We start from the raw sequence: 25,667 nt of genomic DNA, 5'->3' as shown, positions 1-25,667 counted from the left end.
GACCGCGCAATAGCGAACATATGATCTAAATTTTTATAAGAGTTCAATTTATGAGCGAAAAACGCATTACGGAAGAGAACCGCTACGCCGGGCTGGCGTTAGCCGAGGAAGAGCTGGTGGCGCGGGTGGCGTGGTGCTACTACCACGACGGCCTGACGCAAAATGACATCGGCGAGCGTTTGGGGCTGCCGCGGCTGAAGATTTCCCGTCTGCTGGAGAAAGGCCGCCAGTCCGGGGTGATCCGCGTGCAGATCAACTCGCGCTATGAGGGCTGTCTGGCGCTGGAAAGTGAACTCCAGCAGCGCTTTGGCCTCAAGATTGCCCGCGTGCTGCCGGCGCTCAACACCCCGCCGATGAATACCCGGTTGGGGATCGGCGCGGCGCAATCGCTGATGGGCATTCTGCAGCCGGGACAGCTGCTGGCGGTCGGCTTCGGTGAGGCCACCATGAGCTGCCTGCAGCATCTCAGCGGCTTTATCGGCTCGCAGCAGGTGCGGCTGGTGACCCTCTCCGGCGGCGTCGGCCCCTATATGACCGGCATCGGCCAGCTTGATGCCGCCTGCAGCGTCAGCATTATTCCGGCGCCGCTGCGGGTCTCTTCAGCGGAGGTCGCCGAGATCCTGCGCCGTGAGTCGAGCGTGCGCGACGTGATCCTCGCGGCAACGGCGGCGGACGCGGCGGTGGTCGGCATTGGCGCCATCGATCAGCGGCGCGACGCCACGATTTTACGCTCCGGCTATATCAGCGAGGGCGAACAGCTGATGTACGCGCGCAAAGGCGCGGTCGGCGACATTTTAGGTTATTTCCTGCAGGCCGACGGCCGGCCGGTAGAAGGACTGGAGATCCATCGGGAACTGCTCGGCGTAACCCTGGATGAGCTGGCGCAGCTGCCAACCATCGTCGGCGTCGCCGGGGGAGAAGAAAAAGCGCAGGCGATTTATGCCGCTCTGACTGGAAAGCGCATTAATGGCCTGGTAACGGAAGAGACAACAGCACGCGCGGTACTCGCGCTGGCCTCCTGACGGCCAGGCGCCGCGCGACAACAGCGAGGCGCATGTCATGAGTTACCTGTTAGCGTTAGATGCCGGGACCGGCAGCATTCGGGCGGTCATTTTCGATCTTAATGGCCGCCAGCTGGCGGTAGGCCAGGCCGAATGGAAACACCTGAGCGTCGATAACGTCCCCGGCTCGATGGAGTTCGACCTTACCACCAACTGGCAGCTGGCCTGCCAGTGTATTCGCCAGGCGCTCAACGCCGCCGGGCTCTCTGCCGCCGATATTCAATCCGTCGCCTGCTGTTCGATGCGCGAAGGGATCGTTCTCTATGACCGCGACGGCGAGGCCATCTGGGCCTGCGCCAACGTCGATGCCCGCGCCAGCCGCGAAGTGGCGGAGCTTAAGGAGATCCACGACTATCGTTTTGAATCCGAGGTATACGAGGTCTCGGGACAAACCCTGGCGCTTAGCGCCATGCCGCGCCTGCTGTGGCTGGCGCACCACCGCCCCGATATCTACCGCAAAGCGGCAACCATCACCATGATCAGCGACTGGCTGGCGGCGAAGCTATCCGGCGAGCTGGCGGTCGACCCGTCAAACGCCGGCACCACCGGCATGCTCGACCTGTTCAGCCGCGACTGGCGTCCGGCGCTGCTGGATATGGCCGGGCTGCGCGCCGATATGCTGTCGCCGGTCAAAGAGACCGGTACCCTGCTGGGCGCCGTCACCGAAGCGGCGGCGCATGAGAGCGGCCTGCGCGCCGGGACGCCGGTGGTGATGGGCGGCGGCGACGTCCAGCTCGGCTGCCTGGGCCTTGGGGTGGTGCGCGCCGGGCAAACTGCGGTACTCGGCGGCACTTTCTGGCAGCAGGTGGTCAACCTGCCGCAGGTGCGTACCGATCCGCAGATGAATATTCGTGTTAATCCTCATGTCATTCCCGGCATGGCGCAGGCGGAATCGATCAGCTTCTTTACCGGTCTGACCATGCGCTGGTTTCGCGACGCCTTCTGCGCTGAAGAAAAACTGATTGCCGAGCGGCTCGGCGTCGATGCCTATTCGCTGCTGGAGGAGATGGCCAGCCGCGTCCCCGCCGGTTCCCACGGCGTGATGCCTATTTTTTCTGACGCCATGCACTTTAAGCAGTGGTACCACGCCGCGCCGTCGTTTATTAACCTCTCCATCGATCCGGAGAAGTGCAACAAAGCGACCCTGTTCCGCGCGCTGGAGGAGAACGCAGCGATTGTCTCCGCCTGCAACCTCGCGCAGATCTCCCAGTTCTCCGGGGTGACATTCGAGAGCCTGGTGTTTGCCGGCGGCGGCTCTAAAGGCGCGCTGTGGAGCCAGATCCTCAGCGACGTCACCGGCCTGCCGGTGCGGGTGCCGGTGGTTCGCGAAGCCACCGCGCTGGGCTGTGCTATCGCCGCCGGAACCGGCGCCGGACTGTATGGCGATATGGCCAGTACAGGAGAACGGTTAGTGAGCTGGCACCGCGAGTTCACCCCAAATCCGCAGCATCGCGAGCTGTATCAGGAGATGATGAGCAAGTGGCAGACGGTGTATGCCGATCAGCTTGGCCTTGTCGATAGCGGGCTGACAACGTCGATGTGGCAGGCACCGGGCCTGGAGCGCCGCCAGCGCGTAGCGTCTTCCCCGTCACCCTAACCCTCTCCCGGTGGGAGAGGGAACCGTTCGGCACAGGCCTTGAATACCGATGCCGATCCGCCTTTCCCCCTCGCCCTTTGGGTGAGGGAACCGATCGGCACTAGCGTTGAATATCGGTGCCGGTCCGCCTTTCTCCCTCTCCCTTTGGGAGAGGGTCGGGGTGAGGGACAACGAGTTCCGTTCTTTGAATCCCATCACAATCACCGCACTCCCCTTTTCCCTTTTTCTCCGCGACGGCTAAATTAGTAACTCATCCGACCACATAACAATAATTTTACATTGGAAGCCACTATGAGCCGCTATCCGTCGCTTTTCGCCCCGCTTGAGCTGGGCTTCACAACGCTCAAAAACCGCGTGTTGATGGGCTCGATGCACACCGGGCTGGAAGAGCTGCCGGACGGCGCGCAGCGGCTGGCGGCCTTTTACGCCGAGCGCGCCCGCCACGGCGTGGCGCTGATCGTCACCGGCGGCATCGCTCCGGCGCCCTCTGGCGTCACCATGGCCGGCGGCGCGGTACTCAACGATGCCAGCCATCTGGCGCACCATCGCCATATTACCGACGCGGTACATCAGGAAGGCGGCAAAATCGCCTTGCAGATCCTGCATACCGGCCGTTACAGCTACCAGCCCGCGCTGGTGGCCCCCTCGGCGCTACAGGCGCCGATTAACCGTTTTACGCCCCATGAACTGAGCCACGATGAGATCCTGACGCTGATCGATGATTTTGCCCACTGCGCCCAGCTGGCGCGTGAAGCGGGCTATGACGGCGTCGAAGTGATGGGTTCAGAAGGCTATCTGATTAACGAATTTCTCGCCGCGCGCACCAACCAGCGCGACGACCAATGGGGCGGCGATTATGCCAGGCGCATGCGTTTCGCCATTGAAGTGGTTAAGGCGGTGCGCCAGCGCGCCGGCCACGATTTCATAATCATCTACCGCCTGTCGATGCTCGATCTGGTCAACGACGGCAGCACGCTGGCGGAAGTCACCGAACTGGCTAAAGCGATTGAAGCGGCGGGGGCGACAATTATCAACACCGGGATTGGCTGGCACGAAGCGCGCATTCCGACCATCGCCACGCCGGTACCGCGCGGAGCGTTCAGCTGGGTCACCCGCAAGCTGAAAGACGCGGTGTCGATCCCGTTGATCACCACCAACCGCATCAACGATCCGCAGGTCGCGGAGGATATTCTCGCTCGCGGCGATGCCGATATGGTATCGATGGCCCGCCCGTTCCTCGCCGACGCCGAATTTATGTCGAAAGCGCAGCGCGATCGCGCCGGGGAGATCAATACCTGCATCGGTTGCAACCAGGCGTGTCTCGATCGAATCTTCGTCGGCAAAGTCACCTCCTGTCTGGTCAACCCGCGCGCCTGTCATGAAACCCTGATGCCGGTCCTGCCGGCCAACGCGCCTAAACGGCTGGCGGTGGTCGGCGCCGGGCCTGCCGGTCTGGCCTTCGCCGTTAACGCCGCCGCTCGCGGTCATCACGTCACGTTGTTCGATGCGCTCCCGGAGATCGGCGGCCAGTTTAATATCGCCAAACAGATCCCCGGCAAAGAGGAGTTTCACGAGACGCTGCGTTACTACCGCACCATGCTCGATCTTCATGGTGTCGATCTACGCCTGAACACCCGCGTCACGGCAGACGATCTGCTGACGTTCGATGAGACGATCCTCGCCACCGGTATCGCCCCGCGCCTGCCGGCGATCGACGGGATCGATCATCCCAAAGTGCTGAGCTACCTGGATGTCTTGCGCGATAAAACACCGGTTGGCGAGAAGGTGGCGATTATCGGCTGCGGCGGTATCGGCTTCGACACCGCGATGTATTTAAGCCAGTCGGGCGCGGCCACCAGCCAGGATATCGGCGAGTTCTGCCGCGAATGGGGTATCGATACCAGCCTGCAAACGGCGGGAGGGCTGCATCCTGAAGGCCCGCAACTGAGTAAAAGCCCGCGACAGATTGTGATGCTACAGCGCAAAGCCAGCAAACCGGGCGAAGGGCTCGGCAAAACCACCGGTTGGATCCACCGCGCGACGCTGCTGGCGCGCGGCGTGAAAATGATCCCGGCGGTCAGCTATGAAAAGATCGATGATGAAGGGTTACATGTCACTATCGGCGGCGAGCGCCAACTGTTGGCGGTCGATCAGGTGGTGATCTGCGCCGGTCAGGAACCGCGCCGCGAGCTGGCGGAACCGCTGCGCGCGGCAGGGAAAACGGTGCATCTCATCGGCGGTTGCGACGTGGCGGCGGAGCTGGATGCGCGCCGGGCGATTGCCCAGGGCACTAAACTGGCGCTGGCGATTTAGCCGTGTCCCGGGGGCGGCGCGATGCGCCTTCCCCGGGCTACCACGATAATCCCGGACGGTAGCCCGGCTAAGGCGACAGCCGCGAGCCGGGGGGAAACAACAAAAGGAATCAGCGCTGCTCACGCACCTTCGTTGCTTTCAAAACTACGAACTTATTGTTCGTCGCAATCGTCGGTAGCCCGGCTAAGGCGACAGTCGGTAGCCCGGCTAAGGCGACAGCCGCAAGCCGGGGGGAAACAACAAAAGGAATCAGCGCTGCTTACGCACCTTCGTTGCTTTCAAAATGACAAACTTATTGTTCGTCGCAATCGTCGTGCAATTACCAAAAGCGCGCTTCAGCTTACCGAAGTAATCGAGGTGGCGGTTGCCGACGACGTACAGCTCGCCGCCATATTTCAGGCTGCGGCGGGCATCGTTAAACATCTGCCAGGCAATATGGTCGGTAATCGCGTGCTGCTGATGGAACGGCGGATTACACAGGATCGCCGTAAAGCGATCCGGCTCAATGCCGGAGAGCGAGTTATTGACCATAAATTCACAGCGTGCGATATCGTCCGGCAGGTTGCGCTCGACGTTCAACCGGCTGGAAGCCACCGCCATGTGCGACTCATCGGTGAACATCACGCTGGCGTTTGGGTTTTGCGCCAGCGCCTGCAGGCCAATCACCCCATTGCCGCAGCCGAGATCGGCGATCTCGCCTTCCAGATCAGACGGTAAATGCTGCAGGAAGAAACGCGCGCCGATATCCAGTCCGCTGCGGGCAAAAACGTTGGCGTGGTTATGGATGGTCCACGGCGTGCCGTCCAGCTTCCAGCTGTAGGTTTGCGGCGCATCGGCAAGCTTGGGGGCGGTGAAAACGCAGTGGATCAGACGCGCTTTTTTCCACGCCAGCGAGGTGGTGGTGGTGCCGAGGATTTTTTCAAACAGCGCCAGCGTCGAGTTGTGCACATCACGGGCTTTCGCCGCGGCGATAATGCGGGTTTCCGGCGTGACCACTTCGCGCAGGGCGCGCAGCTGCTGTTCCAGTAGCGCCAGCTGTTTTGGCACCTTAATCAGCACCAGCGCCGGCGCAGCCGGTAGCGGGCTCAGGCTATCCTGAAAGCGCACGCTCTCTTCATCGATACCGTTCATCCGCAGGTTGTGGCGGGTCGCCAGCTCGGAAATAAAGGAGTCGTTGATGCTGACCGGGTTGCGCGCCGCCAGCGCGCAGGCGAGCGCGCCGAAGCCGTCGTTGAAGATGAGCGTCAGGCCGTCGACGTCATTCACCTGTTGCAGCAGATATTCATCCGCCGCTTCCCATGCCTGTAGCGCTTCTTCTTCAGCGTTAGGTGGGAACCGCTCTAATGTGAATAACTCACCGTTTAACTCTGCCTGGCTCATCGCCCCTCCGAAATGCTAAAATTCGCGCGTGTTATCGCTCAATTCTCCGGAGAAGTAAACTTTTTTCACCATGAACACGCTACCTTACCTTCAGGGCTACCCTGAATCGCTGCTGTCGCAGGTCACGGCTTTAATCGAGCAAGACCGCCTCGGCGAGGTGCTGCAAAAGCGTTATCCGCAGGGCCATGACGTTAACAGCGATAAAGCGCTGTATCAGTACACCCAGGATCTGAAGGCCCGCTTTCTGCGCGGAGCGGCGCCGATCAACAAAGTGATGTACGACAGTAAAATCCACGTGCTGAACAATGCGCTCGGCCTGCATACCGCGATTTCCCGCGTTCAGGGCGGTAAGCTGAAAGCCAAAGCGGAAATTCGCGTGGCGACGGTGTTTCGCGACGCGCCGGAGGCCTTTCTGCGGATGATCGTGGTCCATGAACTGGCGCATTTGAAAGAGAAAGATCACAACAAAGCCTTTTATCAACTGTGCTGCCATATGGAGCCACAGTACCATCAACTGGAATTCGATACCCGCCTGTGGCTGACGCACCTTTCGTTAAATCGTTCTGCGTAGTGACGCACTGGTTTTGTCATGATGGCATGATAGAGTGACGACAGGTTCCCTTTAATGGAGTTCGTCAACGTTTATGATACGTTTCGCAGTTGTTGGCACAAACTGGATCACCAAGCAGTTTGTCGATGCCGCCCATGAAACCGGCAAATATAAACTTACCGCCATCTACTCCCGCAGCCTCGAACAGGCGCAAGCCTTCGCCAATGACTATCCGGTCGAGCATCTGTTTACCTCGCTCGATGAGCTGGCACAGAGCCCTGACGTTGACGCGGTCTATATTGCCAGCCCGAACTCGCTGCACTTCCCGCAGACCCGGCTGTTCCTGAGCCACAAAAAGCACGTCATTTGCGAAAAGCCGCTGGCATCGAACCTGCAGGAAGTCGAGGCGGCGATAGCGCTGGCGAAAGAAAATAACGTTGTGCTGTTTGAAGCCTTTAAAACCGCCAGCCTGCCTAACTTTCTGCTACTCAAAGAGACGCTTCCTAAAGCGGGCAAACTGCGCAAAGCCTTCATCAACTACTGTCAGTACTCCTCGCGCTATCAGCGCTACCTTGACGGCGAAAACCCCAACACCTTTAACCCGGCGTTCTCTAACGGTTCGATTATGGATATCGGCTTCTATTGCCTGGCGTCCGCTGTGGCGTTATGGGGCGAACCGCGGGCCGTTCTTGCCACCGCCAGCCTGCTGGACAGCGGCGTAGACGCCCAGGGCACCGTGGTGCTGAGCTATGGCGACTTCGACGTGACGCTGCATCACTCCAAAGTTAGCGATTCCGCGATCCCCAGTGAAATTCAGGGCGAAGACGGCGCGTTAGTGATCGAAAAAATCTCCGAATGTCAGAAGCTGGCGTTTGTGCCACGCGGCGGCAAAGCCCAGGACCTGACGCAGCCCCAGCACATTAATACTATGCTGTATGAGGCGGAGACCTTTGCGCGCCTGGTGGAGACACAGGATGTCAATCACCCGGGTCTGACCGTGAGCCATATTACGGCAAAACTGTCGAGCGAAATTCGTCGCCAGACCGGAGTGATCTTCCCGGCCGATACGCAGCCGCTGGCGTAAAAGAGTGTAAAGGCCGGACCGGCCGCCATTGACGAAAACCGCCCTGTGACATATTTTGTTACGTGCAAAGGGGAGTAACTTCCTTGCCGGTTGATCGTCATTACGATGCGTGCAATACCGCATCCGGTCGCCGGGCAATAACCAAAGCCCATCGCGATGTACTTTGGTTGTTGTAAGTGAGACCTTGCCGGAAGGCGAGGTCTATGCATAAAAGCGCAGCGGCTGCCGTCTTCCGACGTCAGCCGTTTTGTTTTTATGTAAGGAATATCAAATGAATACTGTCGGCACGCCGTTGCTATGGGGTGGATTCGCTGTCGTCGTCGCGATCATGTTGGCAATCGATCTGCTGCTTCAGGGACGACGCGGTTCGCATAGCATGACCATGAAGCAGGCCGCGGGCTGGTCAATCCTCTGGGTCACGCTTTCTCTGCTGTTCAACGCCGCCTTCTGGTGGTATCTGGTACAAACCCAGGGCCGGGCCGTCGCTGACCCGCAGGCCTTAGCCTTCCTCACCGGTTATCTGATTGAGAAAGCGCTGGCGGTCGATAACGTCTTCGTCTGGTTGATGCTGTTCAGCTATTTCGCCGTACCGCCTGCTCTGCAGCGCCGGGTACTGGTGTATGGCGTGCTGGGCGCGATTGTTCTGCGTACCATCATGATCTTCGCCGGCAGCTGGCTGATTTCCCAGTTTGACTGGCTGCTGTACGTCTTCGGCGCCTTCCTGCTGTTTACCGGCGTGAAGATGGCGCTGGCGAAAGAAGATGACTCCGGCATCGGCGATAAACCACTGGTGCGCTGGATCCGCAGCCATCTGCGAATGACGGATAAAATCGAGAGCGAGCGCTTCTTCACCCGTAAAAACGGGGTGCTGTTCGCCACGCCGCTGCTGCTGGTGCTGATCCTGGTGGAACTGAGCGATGTGATTTTCGCCGTCGACAGTATCCCGGCGATCTTCGCGGTCACCACCGATCCGTTTATCGTCCTGACCTCAAACCTGTTCGCGATCCTCGGCCTGCGCGCCATGTACTTCCTGCTGGCGGGGGTCGCCGAGCGCTTCTCGATGCTCAAATACGGTCTGTCGGTGATCCTGGTGTTTATTGGCGTGAAGATGGTGATCGTCGACTTCTACCATATCCCGGTCGCCATCTCGCTGGGCGTAGTAGGAGGCATCCTGGCCGTCACGCTGCTGATTAACGCCTGGGTCAACAAGCAACACGACAAGCAGCGCAAACTGCCTGAGTAATCTGCACAACGCGCCGTCGGCCATCGCCGACGGCAATCTCTGCTCATGTCACAGTTATGTTACTACATAGTTAAAAAACAAGATCCAGATTAAAATCACAGCATTTTACGCTTCCCGCCCGCCATTCTTTCCGTATACTCGACTATGCAAACATCTACTTACATCCTGACATAAACGTAACAAATAATACGTGGCTGGGATGGCTTGCTACATCACTGGAAGGAATGAATTATGACCACACGCACTCCCCCATCGGGGTGGATCTCACGCCTGGCGCAAGGCAGCCTGGTGAAACAAATTTTAATCGGTCTGGTGCTTGGCGTGCTGCTGGCGCTGGTCTCTAAGCCAACGGCCATTGCCGTCGGTCTGCTGGGGACCCTGTTCGTCGGCGCGTTAAAGGCGGTGGCGCCGGTGCTGGTATTGATGCTGGTGATGGCCTCCATCGCTAACCATCAGCACGGACAAAAAACCAGTATTCGCCCCATTCTGTTTCTCTATCTGCTGGGCACCTTCAGCGCGGCGCTGACCGCGGTGTTGTTTAGTTTTGTCTTTCCGTCGACTCTGCATTTAACCACCGCCGCCGACAGCATCACGCCGCCATCGGGGATTGTCGAAGTGCTGCGCGGCCTGCTGATGAGCATGGTATCTAACCCGATCGACGCCCTGCTGAACGCCAACTATATCGGCATTCTGGTGTGGGCGGTGGGGCTGGGCTTCGCCCTGCGTCACGGTAACGACACCACCAAAAACCTGATCAACGATGTCTCCCACGCGGTGACCTTCATCGTCAAAGTGGTGATCCGTTTTGCACCGCTGGGGATCTTCGGTCTGGTCTCTTCCACCCTGGCGACCACCGGTTTCGAGACCCTGTGGGGCTACGCCCAGCTACTGCTGGTGCTGGTCGGCTGTATGCTGCTGGTAGGGCTGGTGATTAACCCGCTGCTGGTGTTCTGGAAAATCCGCCGTAACCCCTATCCGCTGGTGCTGACCTGCCTGCGCGAAAGCGGCGTCTACGCGTTCTTCACCCGCAGCTCCGCCGCCAATATTCCGGTGAATATGGCGCTGTGTGAAAAGCTGAATCTGGATCGCGATACCTATTCAGTCTCCATTCCACTGGGGGCGACCATCAATATGGCGGGCGCGGCGATCACGATCACCGTGCTGACGCTGGCGGCGGTGCATACGCTGAATATTCCGGTGGATCTGCCGACAGCGCTGCTGCTGAGCGTGGTCGCTTCGCTGTGCGCCTGCGGCGCCTCCGGCGTGGCGGGCGGTTCGCTGCTGCTGATCCCGCTGGCCTGTAATATGTTTGGGATCCCGAACGATGTGGCGATGCAGGTGGTTGCCGTCGGCTTTATTATCGGCGTGCTGCAGGATTCCTGCGAAACGGCGCTCAACTCCTCAACCGACGCCCTGTTTACCGCCGCGGCCTGCATAGCAGAAGATGACCAGCTGGCGAAAAACGCCCTGCGCAGCTAATGCCTTTCCCCTCCGCTATCGGGCGGAGGGGCTCTCTTCCTGGACTGCGTTTTCAACCTTAAACGGATCGATACCGCGCTTTTGCATCCGGCGGAAGCGAATGATATTCAGCCCGTTGACGATCAGAAAACTGCCTTCAATCAGCGTCCCACCAATCGAACCCAACCACAGATTATGCGTGACCCAGCAGGCGGTGGAGCACCACATCACGCAGCGGACGGTCAGCCCTTTGCAACGAAACAGCGCCCAGGTGCTGGCGACGGTGCCAATGATCGGCAGCAGCTCCATGGCATGCTGCAGTTTGCCCAGGCCGAGGATCAGCGTCAGGAGGATAAAGACGGTCATCACCCACAGGCTACGGGTGCGTAAGGAAATGACCGTACGTAGCGCATTGAGCCCGGCGCTCATTCCGGCCGACCCGGCGCCCATCAGGAAAAAATGAACGCCGATAATAGCGCTATAGACCGCCAGCTGTAGCCTGAAACGGCGTTCATCGCGGTTGATAAAGGTGGTAATGCCGATAAGAAAGGCGATGACGCCGACCCCCTGGGCCAGCCAATACGCGGTCATGAAAGCTCCCTGACTGAAAAAAACAAACGGCGCTTCACTGGCTGAAACGCCGCTGTTACGAGCCCGATGGCGTTACGCTATCAGGCCGATACACGTTCTACGCCCTTGGGCGCCAATGTGAATACCCCTTTACAGGGTAACACCGCTTTTAAAGATGGCCAGTTCGCGGAAGTCATTCTGTTCATTACAGGTCGGTTTACCGTTAGCGAAAGCCACAATGGCATCCACAAACTCCTCCAGCAGCTGCGGCATCGCTTTGCCATGGATCAGTTGCCCGGCATCGAAGTCGATCCAGTGCTTTTTCTTCGCCGCCAGTTCGCTGTTGGTGGCGATCTTCACCGTCGGCACAAAGCCGCCGTACGGCGTGCCGCGTCCGGTGCTAAACAACACCATATGACAGCCGGCGCCGGCCAGCGCGCTGGTGGCGACCGCGTCGTTGCCCGGCGCGCTCAGCAAATTCAGACCATGAACCTTCAGGCGCTCGCCGTAGCGCAGGACATCCACCACCTGGCTGGAACCCGCTTTCTGAGTACAGCCCAGCGACTTATCTTCCAGGGTGGTGATCCCCCCGGCTTTGTTACCCGGGGAAGGGTTTTCGTAAATAGGCTGGTCGTGTGCGATAAAGTACTGCTTAAAGTCATTGACCATGGTCACCAGCTTGTCGAAGGTCGCTTCGTCACGGCAGTGACTCATCAGCAGCTGTTCAGCACCGAACATCTCCGGCACTTCGGTCAGCACGGTGGTGCCGCCGTTGGCGATCACATAGTCTGAGAAGCGGCCCAGCATCGGGTTAGCGGTAATGCCCGACAGGCCGTCCGATCCCCCGCACTCGAGACCAAACTTCAGCTCGCTCAATTTACCCGGCTGGCGTTTATCCTGACGCATCACTTCATACAGCTGATGCAGATGCGCAACCCCCGCTTCCACTTCATCGTCCTGGTGCTGGCAAACCATAAAGTGCACACGCTGCGGGTCAAACTCGCCCAGCGTTTCGCGAAAGGCATCCACCTGGTTGTTTTCACAGCCAAGGCCAACCACCAGTACCGCCCCGGCGTTCGGGTGACGAACCATATTTTGCAGCATGGTGCGAGTGTTGATGTGGTCATCCCCAAGCTGCGAGCAGCCATAGGTGTGGCTGAAGAGATGCACCCCATCGATATCCTCAGCGCCATACGTCTCTTTCAGGAAACGGTTCTGCATTTGTCTGGCCATCGCGTTGACGCAGCCGACGGTCGGCAGGATCCACAGCTCATTGCGCACGCCGACGTCACCGTTGGCGCGACGATAAATCTGCACTTCGCGATCCGCAGGCTGTGGCGGTTGGGCAACCCGGTCCGGTTGATAGCGATACGCGTCAAGGTCGCTGAGATTGGTGCGCGTATTGTGCGCATGAACATGCTCGCCCGGCGCGATATCCGCCAGCGCATGGCCAATCGGCAACCCGTACTTAACGACGTTTTCCCCTTTCGCGATAGCGCGCAGTGCAAACTTGTGGCCGCGAACGATATCCTGGCCGAGGGTGACCGAATCCTTATCAATCGTCACCACACTACCGGCAGCGATATCCGCCAGCGCGACCGCGACGTTATCCTGCGAATGGATTTTAATGTATTGCATATCAACCGACCTCTGGCCTTAGTTCAGTTCAATGGCGAAATAGTCACGCGCATTGTTAAAGCAAATGTTTTTCACCATCTCGCCCAGCAGCGCGATATCCGCAGGCGCTTCGCCGGCAGCCACCCAGCGGCCGATCATCTGGCACAGAATGCGGCGGAAGTATTCGTGGCGCGTGTAGGAGAGGAAGCTGCGGCTGTCGGTCAGCATCCCGACGAAGCGGCTCAGCAGGCCGAGCTGCGCCAGCTGGGTCATCTGCCGCTCCATGCCGTCTTTCTGATCGTTGAACCACCAGCCGGAGCCGAACTGCATCTTGCCTGGCATGCCTTCACCCTGGAAGTTACCGATCATGGTGCCCAGCACTTCGTTATCGCGCGGGTTCAGGCAGTAGAGAATGGTTTTCGGTAGCAGGTTCTCTTCGTTCTGCTTGCTCAGCAGCTTAGACAGCTCTTCAGCCATCGGGCGATCGTTGATCGAGTCGAAGCCCACGTCCGGGCCTAACAGTTTGAACTGACGCAGGTTGTTATTGCGCAGCGCACCGATATGGTACTGCTGTACCCAACCGCGACGGGCATATTCTGCGCCGAGGAACACCAGCACCGCGGTTTTGAACTGCGCCACTTCGTGTGCGCTGAGGGTCTCGCCAGCCAGACGGCGCGCCAGAATGGCGTCCAGCTCGGCGTCGGTCGCTTCCGCAAACAGCACCACGTCCAGCGCGTGGTCGGAGACCTTGCAGCCGTGTGCGGCAAAGTGGTCCAGACGTTTGGTCAGAGCGCTTTGCAGGTCCGCAAAACGGCGAATATCGGTATCGGACACCTCACCCAGCTTCGCCATGTAGTCATTAAAGGTCGCCTGTTCAATGTTGAATGCTTTATCCGGGCGCCAGCTCGGCAGCACTTTGATATCAAAGGAGGTATCTTTGGCGACAACTGCATGGTGCTCGAGAGAATCAATCGGATCGTCGGTGGTACCGACCATCTTCACATTCATCTGCTTCATGATCCCGCGGGCGGAGAAGGCGTCCTGAGCCAGTAAATCATTGCACTGGTCCCAGATCTCATCGGCGGTGGATGGAGACAACAGCTTACCTGTAATACCAAAAGGGCGACGCAGCTCTAAATGGGTCCAGTGGTATAACGGGTTGCCAATAGTGTGCGGCACCGTTGCCGCCCAGGCGTCAAATTTCTCGCGATCGGACGCATCACCGGTACACAGACGCTCCGGTACGCCGTTAGTGCGCATTGCGCGCCATTTGTAGTGATCGCCTTTCAGCCAGATGTCATACAGATTTTTGAAGCGATAGTTTTCGGCAACCTGCTGCGGCGGAAGGTGGCAATGGTAGTCGAAAATCGGCTGATCTTTGGCGTAATCGTGGTACAGACGGCGAGCAAATTCGGTATCGAGTAGAAAATCTTCAGTCATAAACGGTGTCATTCGCGTGTCCTCTTCGCTCCGTAGCGGGAGCCTTTCAGATGATTGACTACAATGCTGACAAAGTTATCACACCAATTTCTACAGACCGAGCTGTTTTTCGTGAGTTAGATCAATAAACGTCGATAAAAAAACGACCGTCTCATTGGAAAATACCCCGGCAGGGCGCGCCATCTCTGGCTTTGCCGGTAAGGGCTAAAGACCACACTAACTTTCCCACTTTTGTGACAGCACTCAACTTTTAAAGTTGTATGACAAGTTATCTTTCTGCCGTCGCAACATATAAACCGACGGAATGCATTACCGGTGTTTATGGCATCGGCTTATACGGAATGGACACCGACTTTCAACATAACAACTGATGGTAAGGTTCGGGCCAGAGGGGGATCCCCCCTCCTGAACCCTCCGTTTCGCTTTCCCGACCGCGTATTGCCGTCAGGAAAGGCCGCACCTGATGCGGAAAGATAACAGACGATGAGGTTTACATGCGTAAAATTAAAGGGTTACGTTGGTACATGATTGCGCTGGTGACGCTAGGCACCGTGCTGGGCTACCTGACCCGTAACACCGTGGCGGCGGCCGCGCCGACGCTGATGGAAGAGTTACACATCTCGACTCAACAGTACTCCTATATCATTGCAGCCTATTCCGCTGCCTACACCGTCATGCAGCCTGTCGCGGGTTACGTCCTCGATATTCTCGGGACCAAAATCGGCTATGCCTTCTTTGCTATCGCCTGGGCGATATTCTGCGGCTCAACCGCGCTGGCAGGCAGCTGGGGCGGCCTGGCGCTGGCTCGCGGCGCAGTCGGCGCAGCGGAAGCCGCGATGATCCCTGCCGGGCTGAAAGCCAGTTCTGAATGGTTCCCGGCAAAAGAGCGCTCTATCGCGGTGGGCTACTTCAACGTCGGTTCCTCTATTGGCGCCATGATCGCGCCGCCGTTGGTGGTGTGGGCGATTGTCATGCACAGCTGGCAGATGGCGTTCATCATCTCCGGGGTATTGAGCTTCGCCTGGGCCATCGCCTGGCTTATCTTCTACAAACACCCGCGCGACCAGAAAAAATTATCTGACGAAGAACGCGACTACATCATTGGCGGTCAGGAGTCTCAGCATCAGACCAATAACGCGAAGAAAATGTCGCCGTGGCAGATCCTGCGCAACCGTCAGTTCTGGGGTATCGCCCTGCCGCGCTTCCTCGCCGAGCCGGCCTGGGGGACCTTTAACGCCTGGATCCCGCTGTTCATGTTTAAGGTTTACGGCTTTAACCTGAAAGAGATCGCGATGTTCGCCTGGATGCCGATGCTGTTCGCCGACCTCGGCTGCATCGTGGGCGGTTACCTGCCGCCGCTGTTCCAGCGCTGGTTTGGCGTCAACCTGATCGTGTCGCGTAAAATGGTGGTCACCATGGGCGCCCTGCTGATGATTGGCCCGGGGATGATCGGCCTGTTCACCAGCCCGTACGTGGCGATTGCCCTGCTGTGCATCGGCGGGTTCGCTCACCAGGCGCTGTCCGGGGCGCTGATCACCCTCTCTTCCGACGTCTTTGGCCGTAACGAAGTCGCTACCGCCAACGGTCTGACCGGGATGGCCGCCTGGCTGGCGAGCACCATGTTCGCCCTGGTTGTCGGCGCGCTGGCAGACACCATCGGCTTCAGCCCGCTGTTTGCGGTACTGGCCGTCTTTGACCTGCTGGGCGCGCTGGTTATCTGGACGGTGCTGAAAAACAAACCGGCTGACGATGACTCGACGCCACTTAGCAGCCGCAAACCCGCCACGCAGAGTTAGATCATGTGCTGATATGACCGCTTATCGAGCCGCCTTCTCAGGCGGCTTTTTCATGCCTGCCAGTGGTGGAAAGCGTGTAAAAGTGGTATAACAAATCGAATATTGTCGCCATCTTGCGGGAGCGAATATGGAAATCATTGAACCACGCCGTCTGTATCAGCAGCTTGCCGCTGAGCTGAAGACGCGCATCGAACAAGGTGTCTACCTTGTAGGGGATAAGCTGCCCGCCGAGCGCTTTATCGCCGATGAAAAAAACGTCAGCCGCACCGTGGTTCGTGAAGCCATTATCATGCTGGAAGTGGAAGGGTATGTCGAAGTCCGCAAAGGGTCGGGTATTCATGTCATCTCCAACCATCCCAAGTACCAGCAGGTGGCCGATGAAAGCCTTGAATTCGCCAACTATGGCCCTTTTGAACTCCTGCAGGCGCGGCAGCTAATTGAAAGCAATATTGCTGAATTCGCGGCGACTCAGGTGACCAAACAGGACATCATGAAGCTGATGGAGATTCAGGAGAAAGCGCGCAACGAGAAGTGTTTCCGCGACTCCGAGTGGGATCTCCAGTTCCACGTCCAGGTGGCGCTGGCCACGCAGAACAGTGCGCTGGCGGCGATCGTGGAAAAAATGTGGACCCAGCGCGTGCATAACCCGTACTGGAAAAAGCTGCATGAGCATATCGACCTGCGCACGGTCGATAACTGGTGCGACGATCACGATCAGATCCTGAAAGCCCTGCTGCGTAAAGATCCCAACGCCGCCAAGCTGGCGATGTGGCAGCATCTGGAAAATACCAAGCAAATGCTGTTTAACGAAACCAGCGATGACTTTGAATTTAATGCCGATCGCTACTTATTTGCCGATAATCCGGTAGTTCATCTCGATACGGCGGCCAACAGCGCGAAATAAGCGCTTATCCTGACGGCGCGCGGCCCCTGCGCGCCTGCCCCCCAGGCCGGCTGGAGTAAGTAAAACATATATAGTGTCAGCCTGTGTAAATCCTCTCGCCTCCCACCGCCGCAATCAGCAAAATCAACGAGCAACACCTTGCAATTTCTCTGACGTAAAGTCAGCTGATTTGTTACAATTAGATGCATTTTGCCGTTCTGGGGGTAAGTGTTTACTTACTTCAGTCTTATACAGGGAAGCGTTCAGAGCGCCTAAGCAGCGACCAAAATCTCATAAAAATCTTGTCGCCCAACATGCCACGCGCTCAGACGTGCCGTTAACCGATGTACCAGGAATCGTGAATGGAACTTTTAACCCAGTTATTGAATGCCTTGTGGGCTCAGGATTACGAAACGCTCGCGAATCCCTCCATGATTGGCATGCTGTATTTTGTCTTGTTTATGATTTTGTTCCTTGAGAACGGGTTACTGCCTGCCGCGTTTTTACCGGGGGATAGTCTGCTTGTGCTCGTGGGCGTGCTGATCGCCAAAGGGGCGATGGGCTTTCCGGAAACCTTGCTGCTGCTTACCGCCGCCGCCAGCCTCGGCTGCTGGCTGAGCTACATTCAGGGGCGCTGGCTGGGCAATACGCGGATCGTGCAAAACTGGCTGTCGCATCTGCCCTCTCACTATCATCAACGCGCGCATCACCTGTTTCATAAGCATGGGCTCTCCGCGCTGCTGATCGGCCGCTTTATCGCCTTCGTGCGTACGCTGTTGCCGACGATTGCCGGCCTTTCAGGCCTCAATAACGCTCGCTTTCAGTTCTTTAACTGGATGAGCGGCCTGCTGTGGGTGCTCATCCTGACCTCGCTGGGCTATCTGCTGGGCAAAACCCCGGTATTCCTCAAGTATGAAGATCAGCTGATGTCCTGCCTGATGCTCCTTCCGGTCGCGCTGCTGGTCTTCGGACTGATCGGCTCGCTGGTGGTGCTGTGGAAGAAAAAATACAGAAGCCGGGGCTAATGATGGTCATTAAACGCCCCTCCCTGCGCCAGCTGAGCTGGCTGCTGGGTGGCTCTCTTGTGCTCTGCGCGCTGTTCTGGCTCTGGCTGGCAGTGCAGCAGCAGGAGGCCACGCTGGCGATCCGTCCGGTTGGCCAGGGCGTCAGCATGCCGGACGGCTTCTCCGTCTGGCATCATCTCGACGCCAACGGTATCCGCTTTAAGAGCATTACGCCGCAAAAAGATGGCCTGCTGATTAAGTTCGACTCCACCGCCCAGGGCGCGGCGGCGAAAGAGGTTCTCGGTCGCGCTCTGCCACATGGTTATATTATTGCCCTGCTGGAGGACGATAACTCGGCCACCGCCTGGTTATCCCGTCTGCGCGACGCGCCTCACCGGCTCGGGTAAACTACCGCCTTACTGCGTTTTTTACGCAGTCTGGTGGTTTCCTGCATTTGTTACTATGCTTAAACCTGCGGGAATCAACGCATTCCCGTTCACCATCGGGAACGGGTATATCCTCCGGGTATACCCTCAGACAATGGAAGGTACTATCCATGAAACACCGCATCGCTCTGCTTCTGGCCCTGACTTCACTTAGCGCCAGCGCCATAGCAGCCTCTCCCTGCCAGGAAAAAGAGCAGGATATTCAACGGGAGATCAGCTATGCCGAAAAGCATCATAATCAAAGTCGCATTGATGGGCTAAATACCGCGCTACGTCAGGTACGGGAAAACTGCAGCGACAGTAAACTCAAAGCCGATCATCAGCAAAAAATTGCCAAACAGCGGGAAGAGATCGCTGAACGTCAGCGCGATCTGCAGGAAGCCCGGAAGAAAGGCGATGCGGACAAAATCAACAAACGCCAGCATAAACTCAATGAAGCGCAACAGGAGTTAAAAACGCTGGAGTCTCGGGACTACTAATAACAGTTAACTTTCGCAACACGGACCACGCTACAGGAGAACGACATGGCTAAAGAGAATGTGACTGACGACCTTCGTGCAGAACTGAAAACGCTGGCGGATACCCTGGAGGAAGTTCTGAATTCCTCAGCGGACAAGTCGAAAGAAGAGATTGGTAAACTGCGTAGTAAAGCAGAGAGCGCGCTAAAAGAGAGTCGTGCCCGCCTGGGTGAAACCAGCGATGCGATTTTGCGTCAAACGCGCGAGACCGCCGCGCGGGCGGATGATTATGTTCGCGAAAATCCGTGGACAGGAGTCGGGATTGGTGCCGCCGTCGGGCTGGTGCTGGGTGTCCTGCTGTCGCGTCGCTGATTATGGCGAATACTCAACACACGCAGGGGCCAGGCCAGCGCGTGTTCTCCATTGGCCAGCGTATCGTCACGCTGCTGGTCGAAATGGTGGAAACACGGCTGCGCCTGGTCGTCGTGGAGCTGGAGGAGGAGAAAGCCAACCTCTTCCAGCTGCTGATCATGACCGGACTGACGCTGCTGTTTGCCGCGTTTGGCCTCATGAGTCTGCTGGTGCTGGTTATCTGGGCCGTTGACGCCCAGTACCGCCTGCACGTCATGATCGCCACCACCGTCGTTCTGCTCCTCGCCGCCGCGATCGTGGGTATCCTTACCCTACGTAAGGCGCGCCGCTCCACGCTGCTGCGCCTGACGCGTAAAGAGCTGGAGAACGACCGTGCCCTTCTGGAGGACGATAAACCGTGAATGGCCGACAGGAGCGTGAACGGCAAAAGGCGCTGCTGCTGCGCCAGATCCAGCAGCAACGACTGGAGCTTAGCGCCTGTCGTCGCCACTGGCTGGAGGCGACAGCGCCCCTCGATCGCGGCTGGCATACGCTGCTGAGTTTACGTTCGTGGCTGATGGTTGGCAGCGGTTTGATGGCCGTCTGGTCCATACGACACCCGCACTTTTTGATGCGCTGGACCAAACGCGGTCTCGGACTGTGGAGCACCTGGCGGATGGTCCGCGGGATCCTGCGCCAGTCGTCAACACACTAGCAGCCCGGAGCGCGGGCGCTTATCCGGGCGCCCCGCTCTGCCATTTCCCCGTCCGATACAATACGCCGTTCGCGGCAGCCGGGGCCTTCGCCGCAACCCGCGGTTAGCCCCCCTCAGATCTCAATTCATTCCGCTCAGCCACCCGATATCGGGACGGGTAGTTCCCCTCGTCGCCAGAAAATTTCTCCTCACCGCAGTTATTGCTCAGAAACTTTGAAGAAGATCTACAGTTTTCCTTGCTAACAATTCCCTCTCCGCCTCGTTACTATCCTCTCCATCGACAGCAACACCGTGTAACCACGCGGGATTGCGCTAAAAAACAAAACTGCCGCCCTTTGGGTTTTCTGGAGTAAGAAATGAAAAAATTAGAAGATGTTGGTGTACTGGTAGCGCGTATTCTGATGCCGATTCTGTTTATCACTGCAGGATGGGGCAAAATCACTGGTTACGCCGGAACCCAGCAGTATATGGAAGCCATGGGCGTGCCGGGAGCACTGCTGCCGCTGACCATTCTCCTTGAATTCGGCGGCGGTCTGGCGATTCTGTTCGGTTTCCTGACCCGTACCACCGCGTTGTTCACCGCAGGCTTTACGCTGCTGACCGCGTTCCTGTTCCACAGCAACTTTGCGGAAGGCGTGAACTCGCTGATGTTCATGAAAAACCTGACCATTGCTGGCGGTTATCTGCTGCTGGCCATTACCGGACCGGGCGCATTCAGCATCGACCGCGTACTGAATAAAAAGTGGTAAGCGCACTATACTGAGTAAAAATCTAAAAAAAGCGAGGGGATATCTCCTCGCTTTTGCTATCTGCAGGAGGAAGTAATGGGACAATTAGTCGACGGCGTCTGGCAAGATACCTGGTATGACACCAAATCCACCGGAGGACGATTCAAGCGTTCCGTTTCGGCCTTCCGTAACTGGCTCACGGCCGATGGCGCGCCGGGGCCTGCGGGCGAAGGTGGCTTTGCCGCAGAAAAAGACCGTTATCATCTGTATGTTTCTCTGGCCTGCCCGTGGGCGCACCGCACGTTAATTCTGCGCAAGCTGAAAGGACTGGAACCCTTTATATCCGTCTCCGTGGTCAATCCGCTGATGCTGGAAAACGGCTGGACCTTCGCCGATGATTTCCCTGGTGCTACCGGCGACCAGCTCTATCATCATCAGTTCCTCTATCAGCTCTATCTGCAGGCTGACCCGCACTATACCGGTCGCGTCACGGTCCCGGTATTGTGGGACAAAAAGCAGCAGACCATCGTCAGCAATGAGTCGGCAGAAATCATCCGCATGTTTAATACCGCCTTCGATGGTCTGGGCGCCAGAGCCGGGGATTACTATCCGCCGGCGCTGCGGGAAAAAATCGATGAACTGAACGGCTGGATCTACGACAACGTCAACAACGGCGTGTATAAGGCCGGCTTTGCCACCAGCCAGCAGGCTTACGACGAAGCGGTCGAGGCGGTCTTTACTTCACTGGAGCGGCTGGAGCAGATCCTCGGTCAGCATCGTTACCTGACGGGAAATCAGCTGACGGAAGCCGATATTCGCCTGTGGACCACGCTGGTACGGTTCGACCCGGTATATGTGACGCATTTTAAATGCGACAAACGGCGCATTAGCGATTATCTCAACCTGTACGGTTTTCTGCGCGACATCTACCAGATGCCCGGCATCGCGGAGACGGTGAGTATTCCGCATATCCGCCACCACTATTACCGCAGCCATAAAACCATTAATCCAACCGGCATTATCTCCATTGGACCGCAACAGGATCTCAACGAACCCCACGGCCGCGATCAGCGCTTCCGTTGATCTTTCGGGCGCCAGTGATGGCGCCCAATAATTCAGAAAACAGATATTTACCCACCATTCATTCACGTCTATTCTTATTGCGATCGCTTAAAAAACAAGTGATTGACGGTTAATTGAGGCGTAGAAATGGACTGGTATCTCAAGGCATTAAAAAACTATATAGGATTTGGCGGCCGTGCGCGGCGCAAAGAGTACTGGATGTTTATTCTGGTCAACCTCATCCTGACCGGCGTATTGAGCATCATCGATAAAATGCTGGGCTGGCAGCGGGCGGGCGGCGAAGGCATTCTGACGACCATCTATGGCGTACTGGTCTTTTTACCGTGGTGGGCGGTGCAGTTTCGACGCCTGCACGACACCGACCGTTCAGCCTGGTGGCTGCTGCTGCTGTTGATCCCGGTCATCGGCTGGCTGGTGATCCTGATCTTTAACTGCCAGCGCGGCACCGAAGGCAACAATCGCTTCGGACCCGATCCGAAACCCTTCTCCTATTAATCTTCCCGCTCCTCCCGTTAACGGGAGGAGCGTCTTCATCACTATCTACCAGCAAAGAGCTTGGGGATCTCACGCAGACACCAGGACTTCGCTTCGCCCATACTGTCCCGTCGCCAGGCCATGATTATGTCAATTTCATTGGTGTATTCCGGGCTGACAACCCGCAAGCGTCCTTCGGCAATATCCTTCTCCACCAGCGGATAGGGCATGGTCGCCACGCCTAGCCCGGCCAACAGGGCCTGGCGCTTATCTTCAATGGTGCTCACCGTTAAGCGCGGCTGTTTATCCAGCAGCTGAACGGTAAGGACGGGCCGCTCGCGTGCGGTATCCGCTACTGCGACGCCGCGGTATTTCACGCGGGTCACTTCCGAGAGCGGTTCCGGCTCCTGGTGGATCGGGTGATCCGGCGCCGCGACGTACACACTGAGCACCGAATAGAGTTTGCGCGAGTTAATCTCCGAGGAGGAACGAAAATGCATATCCGGCGCGACAACAATATCCGCCCGCCCCTGCTCCAGCCGCTCCCAGGCGCCGGCCAGCACCTCGGTGATAATCGACAACTGCGTATTAGATTTGGTCGCCAGTTTTTCAATTAGCGGAAACAGATCCGGGGTGGGCACCAGCGCTTCGGTGACGATCGTCAGGTGGGTTTCCCAACCGCGCGACAACGCTTCCGCATCGGTGGTGAGTTTATCCGCCGCTTCGAGCAGCACGCGCCCGCGTTCCAGGAGCATCCGTCCAACGTTGGTGAACTTCGTGCGATGACCTGAGCGGTCAAACAGCACCACGTCCAGCTCCTCTTCCAGTTTTTGCATGGTATAGCTCAGGGCGGAAGGCACGCGTCCCAGCTCATCAGCCGCGGCAGCAAAGCTCCCACGACGGTCGATCGCATCCATCACGCGCAACGCTTCCAGCGTTAATGCTCTCTCTTTGGCCATCGCTTTCTCATTCAGGAAATTTGAACATACCGGGCAGAATATCTGGCTAACAATACAGCGTCCATACCTTTACCATTGATTTAGTGTAAAGAGAGGTCAAGAACATGATTACTACCCGAACAGCCAAACAATGCGGACAAGCAGACTTCGGCTGGCTGCAGGCCCGCTACACCTTCTCCTTTGGCCACTACTTCGACCCGAAATTACTGGGCTTCGCGTCCTTGCGCGTCCTCAATCAGGAAGTGCTGGCGCCCAGCGCTTCCTTCCAGGCCAGGACGTACCCAAAAGTCGATATCCTGAACCTGATTCTGGAAGGCGAAGCGGAGTATCGCGACAGCGACGGCAACCACGTGCAGGCCAAAGCCGGTGAAGCGCTGCTTATCGCCACCCAGCCTGGCGTGAGCTATAGCGAGCATAATCTGAGCAAAGAGCAGTCGTTAACGCGAATGCAGCTGTGGCTCGACGCTTGCCCGCAGCGGGAAAACCCGCTACAGCAGAAAACCGAAGTGGTGAGCGCACCGCTGCAGCTGCTGGCCTCGCCGGAGGGAGAGAACGGCAGTCTCCAGCTTCGCCAGCAGGCCTGGGTCTACCATATCGCACTGGAGAAAGGAGAGCAGATTAGCGTGCAGCTGCATGGCCCACGCGCTTACCTGCAGTCAATCCACGGCACCGTCCATGCCGTCGCGCAGGAACAACAAAAACAGGCTCTCACCTGTGGTGACGGCGCATTTATTCGTGACGAAGCTAACATTACCCTCGTCGCCGATACGCCGCTGCGCGCTTTGCTGATAGATTTACCGGTGTAACAACGGAAGGGATGGAGTCTGTCAGTGAGTAAAAAGAAAAACAGAAAAAAGGCGTCCCCGACGCCATCAGCCCCGACGCAGCCGGAAACCGCCGGCGTCGTCAGCTTTGGTTATGATGAGATGCTGAGCGAACTGGAAGCCATTGTTGTCGAAGCGGAGATTCGTCTGCGGGATGAAGAAAGTCTCGCCTGAAAAGGCAATATAATGATTCGATTTTCGTTTATAGCCTGAAGATAATATCGGCCCCGAAAGGGGCCGATGGCATTATTCGCTCAGCGCGTCGGCAAGATCTTTTTTCACCTGGGTACGCTGCTCCGGCGTCAGGACCTGATTCACATCGAAATAGTACTTCACGCGGTAATAACGCACCTGCTGATCGATCTTACTGAAGGCAGCCAGCTGATCCTTGACCGCCTTTTCATCCCATTTTCCGGAATCAATCACGTTAATCAGGGCGCCATCTTTAATGTCTTGCTGCGAAATCTGTTGAACATTATTTTCCAGTTGCTGATGCAGGCTTTTAATTTTCGCAACCTGATCGCTGGTGAGTTTTAAGTGCTGGACAATAGGGTCCTGCGCCGGCGCTGGCGCCGCCTGCACGTCCGCGGCTTGCGCAGACAGAGAGAAACCGGTAGTCAGAAGGGCTGCAAACGCAATACGGGTCATTAATTTCATTGTTTTATCCTGAAGTGAAAGTGTCTGAAATAGCGGTTTATTATTTTACAGTTGGTAGTGAATAAATGTAAAAAATAATACCTAAAGATTATTCACAGCGTGCACCTGATCACAAGCCATTCAATACATAAGAAATTCAAATGTTCTCACCAAATGAATTCATATGAAAAATACCACGTTTATATAAAATGACTTTAGCGCTTATCACGGAAATTAATTGACAGTAGCCACGGTTACTTTATTTAATTAGCGAGAAAGATGTCATACATAAAAGCAGGGATATCATTTTTAAAATATATAAGGAGATAGTTATGTTATTACGCACTCGCGTATTACCGCTGTTTTTTGTCATCTCGCTGTTAAGCGGCTGCGGCCTGGCTTCTAAAGCCTTTTATTCCGCGGGAGACAAATTATTTCAACCGGGAGATGACGCCGTCGCTTCGATGCAGACGTATTCAGTCGCCCAGTTCCTGCAGCCGTTTACCCTCAACCCGGCGAAGGCCAGCAGCGATTATCTGGGCAAATGGGTCAAGGTGCGCGGCGTGATTGTCGACATTCGCCGAATGAGCGGTATCGCCGGCAGCTACTATTTTACCGTGACCATGCGAGATGAGCAGAATAAAACGGATAAACGTCTGACCTTCAATTTTGGCTCACATAACAGCGCAGACGTTGAGGCGTTAAGCAACGGCAGCATCGCCACGATCGTCGGTCAGGTTCATCAGGTGCAAGGTTCCACGATCCCGACGCTACAGAATCCTAAGGTGGTTAAATAACGGTAGCTGACCGATAAACCGCTTTCCGCTTTCCTAATAGTCAAAACCCCGCCGGAGCGGGGTTTTTGCATAAAGAGGTGAAACTGACCGATAAGCCGCGTTCTTTTGGTATAGCGTCGTGGACAGTCATTCATCCTGCTTTCGGTATTCGAATAGCAAAAACCCCGCCGGAGCGGGGTTTTTGCATAAAGAGGTGAAAC

The 25,667-nt window shown here is 57.1% G+C and carries 27 protein-coding genes; 21 read left to right on the top strand and 6 right to left on the bottom strand.

Annotated elements, in window-relative coordinates; genetic code table 11:
* Positions 1 to 50: 50 nt before the first annotated feature.
* The 3 genes from lsrR (at position 51) to NKJ21_RS07585 (ending at position 4,971) form a co-directional block, all read left to right on the top strand.
* On the top strand, positions 51 to 1,022 hold the full coding sequence (lsrR, locus tag NKJ21_RS07595; protein WP_012540508.1) for a transcriptional regulator LsrR: 972 nt from the start codon (positions 51 to 53) through the stop codon (positions 1,020 to 1,022).
* Between the two features lie 37 nt (positions 1,023 to 1,059).
* Positions 1,060 to 2,658, top strand: a complete 1,599-nt coding sequence (lsrK, locus tag NKJ21_RS07590) for an autoinducer-2 kinase (protein WP_016161858.1) — start codon at positions 1,060 to 1,062, stop codon at positions 2,656 to 2,658.
* Between the two features lie 291 nt (positions 2,659 to 2,949).
* Positions 2,950 to 4,971 carry an NADPH-dependent 2,4-dienoyl-CoA reductase gene (locus tag NKJ21_RS07585; protein ID WP_186932638.1) on the top strand — a complete coding sequence of 674 codons (2,022 nt, stop codon included), beginning with the start codon at positions 2,950 to 2,952 and terminating at the stop codon, positions 4,969 to 4,971.
* A gap of 249 nt (positions 4,972 to 5,220) precedes the next feature.
* Here NKJ21_RS07585 and rlmG read toward each other — a convergent pair whose 3' ends face one another.
* Positions 5,221 to 6,351 (bottom strand): 23S rRNA (guanine(1835)-N(2))-methyltransferase RlmG, encoded by a 1,131-nt coding sequence (rlmG, locus tag NKJ21_RS07580; RefSeq protein WP_224229383.1) that lies wholly within the window; start codon positions 6,349 to 6,351, stop codon positions 5,221 to 5,223.
* Positions 6,352 to 6,421: 70 nt separating this feature from the next.
* Between rlmG and NKJ21_RS07575 the strand changes: the two genes are divergently transcribed.
* The 4 genes from NKJ21_RS07575 (at position 6,422) to sstT (ending at position 10,707) form a co-directional block, all read left to right on the top strand.
* Positions 6,422 to 6,922 (top strand): M48 family metallopeptidase, encoded by a 501-nt coding sequence (locus tag NKJ21_RS07575; RefSeq protein ID WP_016161861.1) that lies wholly within the window; start codon positions 6,422 to 6,424, stop codon positions 6,920 to 6,922.
* A 73-nt stretch (positions 6,923 to 6,995) separates the two neighbouring features.
* Positions 6,996 to 7,985, top strand: coding sequence for a Gfo/Idh/MocA family protein (locus tag NKJ21_RS07570; RefSeq protein WP_239270432.1), 990 nt, complete (start codon positions 6,996 to 6,998; stop codon positions 7,983 to 7,985).
* A gap of 271 nt (positions 7,986 to 8,256) precedes the next feature.
* A complete protein-coding gene (locus NKJ21_RS07565) occupies positions 8,257 to 9,228 on the top strand; it encodes a TerC family protein (protein ID WP_239270431.1) in 972 nt (323 codons plus the stop codon).
* A gap of 231 nt (positions 9,229 to 9,459) precedes the next feature.
* On the top strand, positions 9,460 to 10,707 hold the full coding sequence (gene sstT / locus NKJ21_RS07560) for a serine/threonine transporter SstT (RefSeq protein ID WP_023340745.1): 1,248 nt from the start codon (positions 9,460 to 9,462) through the stop codon (positions 10,705 to 10,707).
* Between the two features lie 15 nt (positions 10,708 to 10,722).
* Here the strand turns inward: sstT and NKJ21_RS07555 are convergent, their stop codons facing one another.
* From NKJ21_RS07555 to uxaC, 3 genes are all read right to left on the bottom strand, one after another.
* Positions 10,723 to 11,277 (bottom strand): YgjV family protein, encoded by a 555-nt coding sequence (locus NKJ21_RS07555; RefSeq protein ID WP_008806579.1) that lies wholly within the window; start codon positions 11,275 to 11,277, stop codon positions 10,723 to 10,725.
* Positions 11,278 to 11,406: 129 nt separating this feature from the next.
* Positions 11,407 to 12,894, bottom strand: a complete 1,488-nt coding sequence (locus tag NKJ21_RS07550; RefSeq protein ID WP_008806580.1) for a UxaA family hydrolase — start codon at positions 12,892 to 12,894, stop codon at positions 11,407 to 11,409.
* Between the two features lie 18 nt (positions 12,895 to 12,912).
* Positions 12,913 to 14,325, bottom strand: a complete 1,413-nt coding sequence (gene uxaC / locus NKJ21_RS07545; protein WP_008806581.1) for a glucuronate isomerase — start codon at positions 14,323 to 14,325, stop codon at positions 12,913 to 12,915.
* Positions 14,326 to 14,807: 482 nt separating this feature from the next.
* On the opposite strand from uxaC, the gene NKJ21_RS07540 reads away from it, so the two are divergent.
* The 11 genes from NKJ21_RS07540 (at position 14,808) to NKJ21_RS07490 (ending at position 22,272) form a co-directional block, all read left to right on the top strand.
* Positions 14,808 to 16,109 (top strand): MFS transporter, encoded by a 1,302-nt coding sequence (locus NKJ21_RS07540; protein ID WP_008806582.1) that lies wholly within the window; start codon positions 14,808 to 14,810, stop codon positions 16,107 to 16,109.
* A 127-nt stretch (positions 16,110 to 16,236) separates the two neighbouring features.
* A complete protein-coding gene (gene exuR, locus NKJ21_RS07535; protein WP_012967188.1) occupies positions 16,237 to 17,013 on the top strand; it encodes a transcriptional regulator ExuR in 777 nt (258 codons plus the stop codon).
* Between the two features lie 341 nt (positions 17,014 to 17,354).
* A complete protein-coding gene (gene yqjA / locus NKJ21_RS07530; RefSeq protein WP_004206121.1) occupies positions 17,355 to 18,017 on the top strand; it encodes a DedA family general envelope maintenance protein YqjA in 663 nt (220 codons plus the stop codon).
* An 8-nt stretch (positions 18,018 to 18,025) separates the two neighbouring features.
* Positions 18,026 to 18,403 carry an EnvZ/OmpR regulon moderator MzrA gene (gene mzrA, locus NKJ21_RS07525; RefSeq protein WP_162493301.1) on the top strand — a complete coding sequence of 126 codons (378 nt, stop codon included), beginning with the start codon at positions 18,026 to 18,028 and terminating at the stop codon, positions 18,401 to 18,403.
* A gap of 149 nt (positions 18,404 to 18,552) precedes the next feature.
* Positions 18,553 to 18,921 carry a DUF1090 domain-containing protein gene (locus NKJ21_RS07520; RefSeq protein WP_008806585.1) on the top strand — a complete coding sequence of 123 codons (369 nt, stop codon included), beginning with the start codon at positions 18,553 to 18,555 and terminating at the stop codon, positions 18,919 to 18,921.
* A 45-nt stretch (positions 18,922 to 18,966) separates the two neighbouring features.
* Positions 18,967 to 19,272 carry a YqjD family protein gene (locus NKJ21_RS07515; RefSeq protein ID WP_008806586.1) on the top strand — a complete coding sequence of 102 codons (306 nt, stop codon included), beginning with the start codon at positions 18,967 to 18,969 and terminating at the stop codon, positions 19,270 to 19,272.
* Between the two features lie 2 nt (positions 19,273 to 19,274).
* Complete coding sequence (locus NKJ21_RS07510; protein WP_012540496.1) at positions 19,275 to 19,673, top strand: phage holin family protein; 399 nt, start codon at positions 19,275 to 19,277, stop codon at positions 19,671 to 19,673.
* The gene (locus tag NKJ21_RS07505) at positions 19,670 to 19,966 is read left to right on the top strand and encodes a YqjK-like family protein (protein ID WP_008806588.1); all 297 of its coding nucleotides are present in this window, start codon (positions 19,670 to 19,672) and stop codon (positions 19,964 to 19,966) included. Before NKJ21_RS07510 ends, NKJ21_RS07505 begins: the two co-directional genes overlap by 4 nt.
* A 356-nt stretch (positions 19,967 to 20,322) precedes the next feature.
* Complete coding sequence (locus NKJ21_RS07500) at positions 20,323 to 20,715, top strand: DoxX family protein (RefSeq protein ID WP_002917920.1); 393 nt, start codon at positions 20,323 to 20,325, stop codon at positions 20,713 to 20,715.
* A 75-nt stretch (positions 20,716 to 20,790) separates the two neighbouring features.
* Positions 20,791 to 21,777, top strand: a complete 987-nt coding sequence (locus NKJ21_RS07495; protein WP_008806589.1) for a glutathione S-transferase family protein — start codon at positions 20,791 to 20,793, stop codon at positions 21,775 to 21,777.
* Between the two features lie 126 nt (positions 21,778 to 21,903).
* The gene (locus NKJ21_RS07490) at positions 21,904 to 22,272 is read left to right on the top strand and encodes a DUF805 domain-containing protein (RefSeq protein ID WP_008806590.1); all 369 of its coding nucleotides are present in this window, start codon (positions 21,904 to 21,906) and stop codon (positions 22,270 to 22,272) included.
* A gap of 41 nt (positions 22,273 to 22,313) precedes the next feature.
* Here the strand turns inward: NKJ21_RS07490 and NKJ21_RS07485 are convergent, their stop codons facing one another.
* Positions 22,314 to 23,210: a LysR family transcriptional regulator gene (locus tag NKJ21_RS07485; RefSeq protein WP_004144865.1), complete on the bottom strand. Its 897-nt coding sequence runs from the start codon at positions 23,208 to 23,210 to the stop codon at positions 22,314 to 22,316.
* A 104-nt stretch (positions 23,211 to 23,314) separates the two neighbouring features.
* Between NKJ21_RS07485 and NKJ21_RS07480 the strand changes: the two genes are divergently transcribed.
* Positions 23,315 to 24,016, top strand: coding sequence for a pirin family protein (locus NKJ21_RS07480; RefSeq protein WP_100781258.1), 702 nt, complete (start codon positions 23,315 to 23,317; stop codon positions 24,014 to 24,016).
* Positions 24,017 to 24,040: 24 nt separating this feature from the next.
* Positions 24,041 to 24,208 (top strand): hypothetical protein, encoded by a 168-nt coding sequence (locus tag NKJ21_RS07475; protein ID WP_008806592.1) that lies wholly within the window; start codon positions 24,041 to 24,043, stop codon positions 24,206 to 24,208.
* 72 nt (positions 24,209 to 24,280) lie between these two features.
* On the opposite strand, the gene NKJ21_RS07470 is transcribed toward NKJ21_RS07475, so the two are convergent.
* Positions 24,281 to 24,691 carry a Spy/CpxP family protein refolding chaperone gene (locus tag NKJ21_RS07470; RefSeq protein ID WP_008806593.1) on the bottom strand — a complete coding sequence of 137 codons (411 nt, stop codon included), beginning with the start codon at positions 24,689 to 24,691 and terminating at the stop codon, positions 24,281 to 24,283.
* 311 nt (positions 24,692 to 25,002) lie between these two features.
* Here NKJ21_RS07470 and NKJ21_RS07465 point away from each other — a divergent pair, with 311 nt between their 5' ends.
* Positions 25,003 to 25,467: an OB-fold putative lipoprotein gene (locus NKJ21_RS07465; protein ID WP_254732822.1), complete on the top strand. Its 465-nt coding sequence runs from the start codon at positions 25,003 to 25,005 to the stop codon at positions 25,465 to 25,467.
* The last annotated feature ends 200 nt before the right edge of the window (positions 25,468 to 25,667 follow it).

Source organism: Klebsiella sp. SWET4, assembly GCF_024296565.1.
Taxonomy (GTDB): domain Bacteria; phylum Pseudomonadota; class Gammaproteobacteria; order Enterobacterales; family Enterobacteriaceae; genus Klebsiella; species Klebsiella variicola.
Note: the sequence above shows the minus strand (reverse complement) of the source record. Positions and strands in the feature narration are given on the sequence as shown.

Bases quoted from the DNA above. Each gene is read 5' to 3' on its own strand.
- NKJ21_RS07500 (WP_002917920.1), top strand. From the start codon at position 20,323: ATGAAAAAATTAGAAGATGTTGGTGTACTGGTAGCGCGTATTCTGATG.
- NKJ21_RS07485 (WP_004144865.1), bottom strand. From the start codon at position 23,210: ATGGCCAAAGAGAGAGCATTAACGCTGGAAGCGTTGCGCGTGATGGAT.
- NKJ21_RS07515 (WP_008806586.1), top strand. From the start codon at position 18,967: ATGGCTAAAGAGAATGTGACTGACGACCTTCGTGCAGAACTGAAAACG.
- NKJ21_RS07470 (WP_008806593.1), bottom strand. From the start codon at position 24,691: ATGAAATTAATGACCCGTATTGCGTTTGCAGCCCTTCTGACTACCGGT.
- NKJ21_RS07520 (WP_008806585.1), top strand. From the start codon at position 18,553: ATGAAACACCGCATCGCTCTGCTTCTGGCCCTGACTTCACTTAGCGCC.
- NKJ21_RS07495 (WP_008806589.1), top strand. From the start codon at position 20,791: ATGGGACAATTAGTCGACGGCGTCTGGCAAGATACCTGGTATGACACC.
- NKJ21_RS07585 (WP_186932638.1), top strand. From the start codon at position 2,950: ATGAGCCGCTATCCGTCGCTTTTCGCCCCGCTTGAGCTGGGCTTCACA.
- sstT (WP_023340745.1), top strand. From the start codon at position 9,460: ATGACCACACGCACTCCCCCATCGGGGTGGATCTCACGCCTGGCGCAA.
- yqjA (WP_004206121.1), top strand. From the start codon at position 17,355: ATGGAACTTTTAACCCAGTTATTGAATGCCTTGTGGGCTCAGGATTAC.
- NKJ21_RS07480 (WP_100781258.1), top strand. From the start codon at position 23,315: ATGATTACTACCCGAACAGCCAAACAATGCGGACAAGCAGACTTCGGC.
- exuR (WP_012967188.1), top strand. From the start codon at position 16,237: ATGGAAATCATTGAACCACGCCGTCTGTATCAGCAGCTTGCCGCTGAG.
- NKJ21_RS07565 (WP_239270431.1), top strand. From the start codon at position 8,257: ATGAATACTGTCGGCACGCCGTTGCTATGGGGTGGATTCGCTGTCGTC.
- NKJ21_RS07540 (WP_008806582.1), top strand. From the start codon at position 14,808: ATGCGTAAAATTAAAGGGTTACGTTGGTACATGATTGCGCTGGTGACG.
- NKJ21_RS07550 (WP_008806580.1), bottom strand. From the start codon at position 12,894: ATGCAATACATTAAAATCCATTCGCAGGATAACGTCGCGGTCGCGCTG.
- NKJ21_RS07490 (WP_008806590.1), top strand. From the start codon at position 21,904: ATGGACTGGTATCTCAAGGCATTAAAAAACTATATAGGATTTGGCGGC.
- NKJ21_RS07465 (WP_254732822.1), top strand. From the start codon at position 25,003: ATGTTATTACGCACTCGCGTATTACCGCTGTTTTTTGTCATCTCGCTG.
- rlmG (WP_224229383.1), bottom strand. From the start codon at position 6,351: ATGAGCCAGGCAGAGTTAAACGGTGAGTTATTCACATTAGAGCGGTTC.
- NKJ21_RS07570 (WP_239270432.1), top strand. From the start codon at position 6,996: ATGATACGTTTCGCAGTTGTTGGCACAAACTGGATCACCAAGCAGTTT.
- NKJ21_RS07555 (WP_008806579.1), bottom strand. From the start codon at position 11,277: ATGACCGCGTATTGGCTGGCCCAGGGGGTCGGCGTCATCGCCTTTCTT.
- lsrR (WP_012540508.1), top strand. From the start codon at position 51: ATGAGCGAAAAACGCATTACGGAAGAGAACCGCTACGCCGGGCTGGCG.
- uxaC (WP_008806581.1), bottom strand. From the start codon at position 14,325: ATGACACCGTTTATGACTGAAGATTTTCTACTCGATACCGAATTTGCT.
- NKJ21_RS07510 (WP_012540496.1), top strand. From the start codon at position 19,275: ATGGCGAATACTCAACACACGCAGGGGCCAGGCCAGCGCGTGTTCTCC.
- NKJ21_RS07575 (WP_016161861.1), top strand. From the start codon at position 6,422: ATGAACACGCTACCTTACCTTCAGGGCTACCCTGAATCGCTGCTGTCG.
- lsrK (WP_016161858.1), top strand. From the start codon at position 1,060: ATGAGTTACCTGTTAGCGTTAGATGCCGGGACCGGCAGCATTCGGGCG.